The following is a 7,809-nucleotide window of genomic DNA, read 5'->3' on the forward strand; positions in this document are numbered from 1 at the left end:
ACCGACATCAAGAGGTCGAAGGTCGCCAGCATCAGGATCACCAGGCCGACGAAGGCGATCAGGGTTCCGACCTCCTTCCAGAACCAGATCTGGTCGCTGGGCGGCAGCGGGCGCGCTTCGCCGTCCAGCACCGTCTGGAACCAGGCCACCGCCGGCGCGACGCCGCCGGCCGAGAAATGCTCCCACGGATGGGTGATCGGCGGAACGTACAGCACCTTGGCGGTCCCCGCGGCGATGTCGCCATAAACGCGGCCCGGCTCGACCGGGACGGAGAGCCCGAACAGCGCCTGCATCGACTTGGAGCGCGGCGCATCGAACCCGCGCGGAACCTGCCACATCAGCGGCGCGAACTCGTCATAGCCGCCGAAGACCATGGCGAGGTTGCGCAACTCCGCCTTGGCCTGGGACCCGAACGCCTGCCCGATGGCGGGCGTCGAGCCCTCCAGCACCACGGCCTTGTAGCCGGCGGGGTCGGACGCAGCGGCCCCGACCACCGGCCCGCCGCCCAGGCTGTGGCCTTCCAGGCCGATATTGGCCTTGTCCACCTGCGGCAGGCTCTTCAGGTAGCGCAGCGCCGCCGGGCCGCCGAAGTCGTTGGCGCCGACGATGGCGTCCGACCCGCCGTGGCCCGGCTGATCCATCGCCACGACCACGAAGCCGCGCCGCGCCAGTTCGATGGCGAAGGGCGACTGCATCTCGCGGGTGTTGATGTAGCCGTGGGCCAGCAGCACGCCGGGCGCCGGCCGTTCGGCGCTCGCCCCGGCCGGCGTGTAGACCAGCGCCGACAGCGTCGTCCCGCGATCCCCGGCGAAGCGGACATCCTGGACGCTCGTCCCGCCCGCCGTCTGCACCAGATAAGCCAGCAGGGCGCCGATGAAGATCACCGCCCAGCCGGCGATGAAGCCCAGCCAGCCCTTTCCCACAGCCGCCTCCCCAGACAACTTTGTTCTGCGAGCGACTATGCGTCCGCCCACGCAATCGCGCAAAGGCGGCGTCGCTGCGCCTTAAACGCGCAGGCTGATCTCACAAAGTCGCGCAGGCGGCTTTTCGTCTCCGTTCCGACGTTCAAAGCTGCTAGAGCATTTTCCGCCGAAGTGGCTGCCGGTTCGGCGCAGAAAATGCTCTGAATTCAAAGAATCTAGAGCGCGATCTGTGTCTGATGAAACAGATCGCGCTCTAGAGGGCGGTTGAGATAGGGAGAGAAGCCGTTCGATGGCCATGCCGGGCGTCGCCGTACGCGGACAACGCAGCCTGCTGCGGCAGATTCGTGAAGCCCTCGCCTCGGGCGGGCCGGCTCAGTCTCGGCTCGACGTCGTCGTCCGCATCATCGCCCGTTCCATGGTGGCCGAGGTCTGCTCGCTCTACATGCGCCAGGCCAGCGGCGACATGGAGCTGTTCGCCACCGAGGGCCTCGATCCGGGAGCCGTCCACCTCACGCGGATGAAGCCCGGCGAAGGCCTGATCGGCGAGATCATGCGCCTGGGCCGGCCGCTCAACCTGTCGGACGCCCCGAACCATCCGGCCTTCTCCTATCGCCCCGAAACCGGCGAAGACCCGTTCCACGCCTTCATGGGCGTGCCCCTGCTGCGCGGCGGCCGCGCCATCGGGGTGCTGGTGGTCCAGAACCGCACCGAGCGGGTCTATACCGACGACGAGGTCGAAGACCTGCAGATCGTCGCCATGGTGCTGGCCGAAATGGTCGCCGGCAGCGAACTGGAAGGCGAGCTGAAGGGCGTCGAGATCGCCCCGCACCGGCCCGAGCGCCTGATCGGCTCGCGCTTCGCCGACGGCCTGGCCCTCGGCGTGGCGGTGCTGCACGAGCCCCCCGTCGCCCCCTCGCAGCTCCTAGCCGAGGACGTCGTCGCCGAGGAGACCCGGCTTAAGGCCGCGGTCGCCGGCCTCCAGGCCCAGATCGACGACATGCTGAGCGGCGAGCACGGCTTGGTCGAAGCCTCGTTCGAGGTGCTCGAGACCTACAAGATGTTCGCCCACGACCGCGGCTGGAACCGTAGCCTGGAAGACGCGGTCCGCAACGGCCTGACCGCCGAGGCGGCGGTCGAGCGTGTGCGCTCCGAGCATCGCGCCCGCCTGGGCCAGGCCCGCGATCCCTATCTGCGCGAGCGGCTGCACGATTTCGAGGACCTGGCCGACCGCCTGCTGCGGCACCTGTCCGGCGACGGCCACATGGCCCGCGACCTGCCCGAGAACGCTATCCTGATCGCGCGCAACCTCGGCCCGGCCGACCTGCTCGAATACGACCGCACCAAGCTGGCCGGCCTGCTGCTGGAGGAAGGCTCCTCGGCCAGCCACGCCGCCATTGTCGCGCGCGCCCTCGACATTCCCTGCGTCGGCCGCCTGCCGGGCCTGCGCGACAAGGTGTCCGAAGGCGACCCGGTCATCGTCGACGCCGAGACCGGCGAAGCCTATCTGCGCCCCCGCCCCGACGTCGTGAAGGCGCTGCAGGCCCGGATCGAGGTGCGCAAGCAGCGGCGGGCCGAATTCGCCAAGCTGCGCGACACCCCGGCCTTCACCCGCGACGGCGCCAAGATCACCCTGCTGATGAACGCGGGCCTGGACGTCGACCTCGACATCCTAGGGGAAACCGGCGCCGAGGGCATCGGCCTCTTCCGCACCGAATTCCAGTTCATGGTCGCCGAGGAGATGCCTCGCTTCAACGCCCAGACCGCGCTCTACAGCCGGGTCATGGACGTGGCCGGCGATCGCCAGGTGACCTTCCGCACCCTCGATCTCGGCGGCGACAAGGTGCTGCCCTATCTCGAAGCCGAGCGGGAGGAGAACCCGGCCCTGGGCTGGCGGGCGATCCGCATGGGCCTCGACCGGCCGGCGCTCCTGCGCCTGCAACTGCGCGCCCTGATCGCCGCGGCGCGGGGCCGGCCCCTGCGGATCATGTTCCCCCTGGTCGCCAGCGTGGACGAGTTCCGCACCGCCCGCGCCCTGGTCGATCACGAGGTCGCCTGGGCCCAGCGCCGCGGCCGCCTGGCGCCCTCGCGGCTCGATGTCGGCGCCATGATCGAGGCGCCCGCGGTCGTCTGGCACCTGGACGCCCTGCTGCCGATGACCGACTTCGTCAGCGTTGGGACCAACGACCTGATGCAGTACATGTTCGCCGCCGACCGCGGGAACCCGCGTGTTTCCGACCGGTACGACTTCCTCTCGCCGCCCGCCCTGCGCGCCCTGGAGACGATCCAGAAGGCTTGCGAGGAGACCGGCACGCCAGTCTCGGTCTGCGGCGAAATGGCCGGCCGGCCGCTGGAGGCCTTCGCCCTGGTCGCGCTCGGCTTCGACCGGCTGTCCATGCCGCCGGCCGGTGTCGGCCCGGTCAAGCAGATGGTGCTGTCCTGCGACCGCGAGGCCGCGCGCCGCGGCGTGCTCAACCTGATCCGCAGTTCCGCTGGCTCGATCCGCAACGAGATCGAGACGCTCGCCCGGAAATTGTACCTAGCGATCTAGACTTGGCGCGTCCACGCCGCTGTCGGTCTTCTCGTCGCGTCCGACTAGCGCATTGAATTTCAACAGCTCGAATGATACTCACAATAGAATATTAAGACCTTCACAGTAACGATGGCCGGGCGTGGTTTCGCCTTTAGATCGCAGCACCAGCAAGAGGCGCCAAGTAGCCATGCCGCTCGATACTGGCGGGGTTGCAAATTTCGATCTAAGCGCCGAGGGCCAGCGGCGAACGAACCGGCGCGCGGCGCCGATTCCCGACATCGACACCGGTCCCGATATTGGCGCGGCGCTGAAAGCGGTTCGTGAATTCCGCAGCCTCGACCTGCAACAACTGGCCGACACCACCCGTATTCGCCGCGCCTATCTTTCGGCGATTGAGGAAATGCGGCTGGAGGAACTGCCCTCCCGTCCCTTCACCATCGGCTATATCCGCGCCTACGCCGTCGCGCTGGGCCTGGACGGCGACGAGGCGGTCGAGCGGTTCCGCCGCGAGGAGCCGGTTCCCGACACCAGGCTGCGCGCGCCCATCGGCGTGCAGACCGGCAAGGATCCGCGCCTGACCCTGGTGATCGGCGGCGGCATGCTGATCCTCGGGGCGATCATCCTCTGGAACGTCGCCCAGCGGGCCATGACCCAGGACGCGCCGCCACCCCATACCGCCCCGCCCGCGGCGGTGGCCAAGGCCAGGCTCGGCGCCGCCAAGGGCCCGGTCGAACTCGGCGCGCCCCTGCCCGCGCCGGTAGAATCGACCACGCCGGACCTCTACGAGACCCCGGGCCTGGCCGCGGCCACGGCCGCCGGCGGCTCCTCCGACGCGGTCGCCGCCGCCCGCAGGGCCGAGGCCGCCAATCCCACGGCCGAGCCCAAGGCGCCCAAGCAGCCCCTGGCCCCGACCTTTACCGCCAACGGGACGGTCTACGGCGCAGCACCCCAGGACTCGCTCATCACCGTCCAGGCGCTCAAGGGCGGATCGCTGATCGTCCGCGGCGGCGACGGATCGGCCTATTTCGCGCGCCAGCTCTCGGCGGGCGAGGCCTATCGCGTGCCCAATCGCGGCGGTCTCAGCCTCGAGGTTTCCGAACCGGCCGCCTTCCAGGTGTTCGTCGGCGGCCAAAGCAAGGGCCTGATGCCCGCGCCGACCATCCAGGTCGGCAAGCTGCTGGACTAGCTTCTCCTCTTCGTCTCGGCGAAGTTGCCGCTCTTCGAGTCGAGGAAGGAGTTCGGCATGGCGGCAAACGCGCCCCCAAGCAACGCGGCCCAGATGGCGTCCCCGTCCTACAGGCTGGCGGCGCTGGACGAGGATTTCCTGCTCGGCGACTCCATGCGGGGCCTGCGCTTCCTGCTCGAATACGCCAAGGCCGAGGAGGCGCTGCGCGCCTGGGGCGTTCGCTCCACCGTCGTCGTCTTCGGCAGCGCGCGGATCGCCGAGAACGGCCCCGGCCGCCACGCGGGCTGGTACGCAGCGGCCCGCGAGTTCGGCCGTATCGTCTCCGAACGCGGCGGCGCGATCCTTCAGAACGGCGGGCCGCGCGACAACGTGATCGCCACCGGCGGCGGACCGGGGATCATGGAGGCGGCCAACCGCGGCGCCAGCGAGGCCGGCGCCCCCTCCATCGGCTTCAACATCACCCTGCCTTTCGAGCAGGAGCCGAACGCCTATTCGACGCCGGAACTGACCTTCCGCTTCCACTACTTCGCCATGCGCAAGATGCACCTGGCGATGCGCGCCAACGCCCTGGTGGTCTTCCCCGGCGGCTTCGGCACCTTCGACGAGCTCTTCGAACTCCTGACCCTGCGCCAGACCCACAAGAGCCCGCCGCTGCCCATCGTGCTGTTCGACGAGCCTTACTGGCGCGCGGCCATCAATTTCGACGTGCTGGTGTCCGAAGGCATGATCCACCCGGCGGACCTCGAGCTCTTCCACTTCGCCGACAGCGCCGAAGCCGCCTGGCAGGCGCTTCTCGACGGCGGCCTGCGACCGGGCGAAGACATCTCGTAGGCGGCGAGAGCGGCCTCGCGTTTTCCGCTGGGAAGCCTTATTTTCCCGCCATGACCGTGCAAGATCACACCCATGTCCGCCCCTGGCGCGCCATCGACCGCCGGGCCTCGCGCAAGATCCGCGTCGGCAAGGTCGAGGTCGGGGGCGATGCGCCGATCACGGTCCAGTCGATGACCAACACCCTCACGGCGGATGCGGCGGCCACGCTCGCCCAGATCCGCCAGCTCGAGGAGGCCGGCGCCGACATCGTGCGCGTCTCGTGCCCTGACGAGGATTCCACCAAGGCGTTCAGCACCATCGCCCGAGAGGCCAAGGTCCCGCTCGTGGCCGACATCCACTTCCACTACAAGCGCGGGATCGAGGCGGCCAAGGCCGGCGCGGCCTGTCTGCGGATCAATCCGGGCAACATCGGTTCGCCCGCGCGGGTCAAGGAAGTCATCCAGGCCGCCCGCGACCATGGCTGCTCGATGCGCATCGGCGTCAACGCCGGCAGCCTGGAGCCGCATCTCCTGGAAAAGTACGGAGAGCCCTGCCCCGCGGCCATGGTCGAAAGCGCCCTCGACCACGCCCGCATCCTGCAGGACAACGACTTCCACGAGTTCAAGATCAGCGTGAAGGCCTCCGACGTCTTCATGACCGTCGCAGCCTACCAGCAGCTCGCCGAGGCCATCGACTGCCCGCTGCACGTCGGCATCACCGAGGCCGGCGCCATCCGCACCGGGACGGTGAAGTCCTCCATCGGCATGGGCTCGCTGCTCTGGGCCGGCATCGGCGACACCATCCGCGTCAGCCTGGCCGCCGATCCGGTCGAGGAGATCAAGGTCGGCTTCGACATCCTCAAGTCGCTGGGCCTGCGCCACCGGGGCGTCAACATCATCGCCTGCCCGTCCTGCGCGCGTCAGGGCTTCAACGTCATCGCCACGGTCGAGAAGCTCGAACAGCGCCTGGCCCACATCGCCACGCCCATGAGCCTCTCGATCATCGGCTGCGTCGTGAACGGTCCGGGCGAGGCGTTGATGACCGACGTCGGCTTCACCGGCGGCGGCAAGGGCGCGGGCATGGTCTATCTGGCCGGCAAGCCCGATCACAAGATGGACAACGACAAGATGGTCGACCACATCGTCGAACTGGTCGAGGCCAGGGCCGCCGAACTGGCCAAGGCCGAAGAACCACTCCAGGCCGCCGAATAGGGCTCTGCGCTTCACCTCTTGTTGGCGAAAGGCGCCCTAGGCTTCTTCGACGCCAGATCGAAGGTGCGCGCGTGACGATCATAACCGACAGTACGACCGACAATCGCCGGGCCATCGTCCGCATCATCGCCAGCGAGATCGTCCGCAACGCCTCGTCGATGGCTCATGTCCACGGCAACGACGTCATCGAGTACATCGTCTTCACCGCCATCTGGACGCTGAACAGCCAGCATCTGATCGGCGACGCGCGCTTTTCCGAGCTGCGGACCATCCCGCCCAATTCGGCGCGCCGGCCCGTGGCGATCGCGGACCTCAAGCGCACCATCCCGATGCCGGACGAAATCCTGCTCACCTATCTGGAGCGGCTGATCGAGCGCGGCTTCGTGGAGAAGGTCGCCGGCGGCCTGGTCGTTCCGACCGCCGTCTTCACCGAACCTGGCATGCTGAAGGGCGCCAACGAGCTCTACGACCGGGTCGTGGTCATGGTCCAGGCCATGCGCGCGGCCGGCTTCGCCTTCGGCGATCATGACGCCGACAGCCCCGCCGCCGCAGGCTGAACATCCGCCGTCCGGCGCTTTCAAATTGAACATTGTCAAAGATGACGCCTGCGTCACCTCTTGCACTTGTTCTCCAGCCTTGGTTAGGTGCCCGACCTAAACCCAGGGAGGGACACAATGTCCGCGGACGGCAACTGGAAGATCACCATCAATTCGCCCATGGGCGCGCAGGAGGTCGAGGCCTCCATCACCACCAGCGGCGACACCTTCACCGGCACGACCAAGGGGCGCATGGGTGAGCAGACCATCGAGGGCAAGGTCGCTGGCGACACCCTCACCTGGTCGACCGCCATCACCCAGCCGATGCCGATGACGCTGGAGTTCAGCGCCACCGTGTCGGGCGACTCGATGAGCGGCAACGTCAAGCTGGGCGCCTTCGGTAGCGCTCCGCTCACCGGCGTCCGCGCCTAGAGCATTTTCCGCTCCGGCGGATCGAAGGGCCCTTCCAGCCGGGAGGGCCCTTTTTGCTGCGCGTTTGGCAAGGGCCGCCGACAGCGTTAGAGAAGCCTCCCTCTTCGACAAGGTGACCGGCAGCCGTGCGTCTTCCCCAGGCCAGATTGGATCAGGTCCTCGACCGCTTCCGCGAGATCGA

7 protein-coding genes are annotated in these 7,809 nt (G+C 68.3%); 6 read left to right on the forward strand and 1 reads right to left on the reverse strand.

Annotated elements, in window-relative coordinates:
• Window positions 1-923, reverse strand: a 923-nt coding sequence (locus ACE3TL_RS15880) for an alpha/beta hydrolase (protein ID WP_374579642.1), incomplete at its 3' end; no start/stop codon positions are given.
• 289 nt (window positions 924-1,212) lie between these two features.
• On the opposite strand from ACE3TL_RS15880, the gene ptsP reads away from it, so the two are divergent.
• From ptsP to ACE3TL_RS15910, 6 genes are all read left to right on the forward strand, one after another.
• On the forward strand, window positions 1,213-3,471 hold the full coding sequence (gene ptsP / locus ACE3TL_RS15885; protein WP_374579643.1) for a phosphoenolpyruvate--protein phosphotransferase: 2,259 nt from the start codon (window positions 1,213-1,215) through the stop codon (window positions 3,469-3,471).
• A 169-nt stretch (window positions 3,472-3,640) separates the two neighbouring features.
• Complete coding sequence (locus ACE3TL_RS15890; protein WP_374579644.1) at window positions 3,641-4,639, forward strand: helix-turn-helix domain-containing protein; 999 nt, start codon at window positions 3,641-3,643, stop codon at window positions 4,637-4,639.
• A 57-nt stretch (window positions 4,640-4,696) separates the two neighbouring features.
• Window positions 4,697-5,470 carry a TIGR00730 family Rossman fold protein gene (locus tag ACE3TL_RS15895; RefSeq protein WP_374579645.1) on the forward strand — a complete coding sequence of 258 codons (774 nt, stop codon included), beginning with the start codon at window positions 4,697-4,699 and terminating at the stop codon, window positions 5,468-5,470.
• 50 nt (window positions 5,471-5,520) lie between these two features.
• The gene (ispG, locus tag ACE3TL_RS15900) at window positions 5,521-6,660 is read left to right on the forward strand and encodes a flavodoxin-dependent (E)-4-hydroxy-3-methylbut-2-enyl-diphosphate synthase (protein WP_374579646.1); all 1,140 of its coding nucleotides are present in this window, start codon (window positions 5,521-5,523) and stop codon (window positions 6,658-6,660) included.
• A 71-nt stretch (window positions 6,661-6,731) separates the two neighbouring features.
• The gene (locus ACE3TL_RS15905; protein ID WP_374579647.1) at window positions 6,732-7,217 is read left to right on the forward strand and encodes a hypothetical protein; all 486 of its coding nucleotides are present in this window, start codon (window positions 6,732-6,734) and stop codon (window positions 7,215-7,217) included.
• A 117-nt stretch (window positions 7,218-7,334) separates the two neighbouring features.
• On the forward strand, window positions 7,335-7,628 hold the full coding sequence (locus ACE3TL_RS15910) for a hypothetical protein (RefSeq protein ID WP_374533969.1): 294 nt from the start codon (window positions 7,335-7,337) through the stop codon (window positions 7,626-7,628).
• Window positions 7,629-7,809 lie beyond the last annotated feature (181 nt).

This window comes from Phenylobacterium sp., from assembly GCF_041920015.1.
Classification (GTDB): Bacteria; Pseudomonadota; Alphaproteobacteria; order Caulobacterales; family Caulobacteraceae; genus Phenylobacterium.

What these genes read in the sequence shown, in the direction of transcription:
- ptsP (WP_374579643.1), top strand. Translation starts at nt 1,213, where the DNA reads ATGGCCATGCCGGGCGTCGCCGTACGCGGACAACGCAGCCTGCTGCGG.
- ACE3TL_RS15890 (WP_374579644.1), top strand. Translation starts at nt 3,641, where the DNA reads ATGCCGCTCGATACTGGCGGGGTTGCAAATTTCGATCTAAGCGCCGAG.
- ACE3TL_RS15895 (WP_374579645.1), top strand. Translation starts at nt 4,697, where the DNA reads ATGGCGGCAAACGCGCCCCCAAGCAACGCGGCCCAGATGGCGTCCCCG.
- ispG (WP_374579646.1), top strand. Translation starts at nt 5,521, where the DNA reads ATGACCGTGCAAGATCACACCCATGTCCGCCCCTGGCGCGCCATCGAC.
- ACE3TL_RS15910 (WP_374533969.1), top strand. Translation starts at nt 7,335, where the DNA reads ATGTCCGCGGACGGCAACTGGAAGATCACCATCAATTCGCCCATGGGC.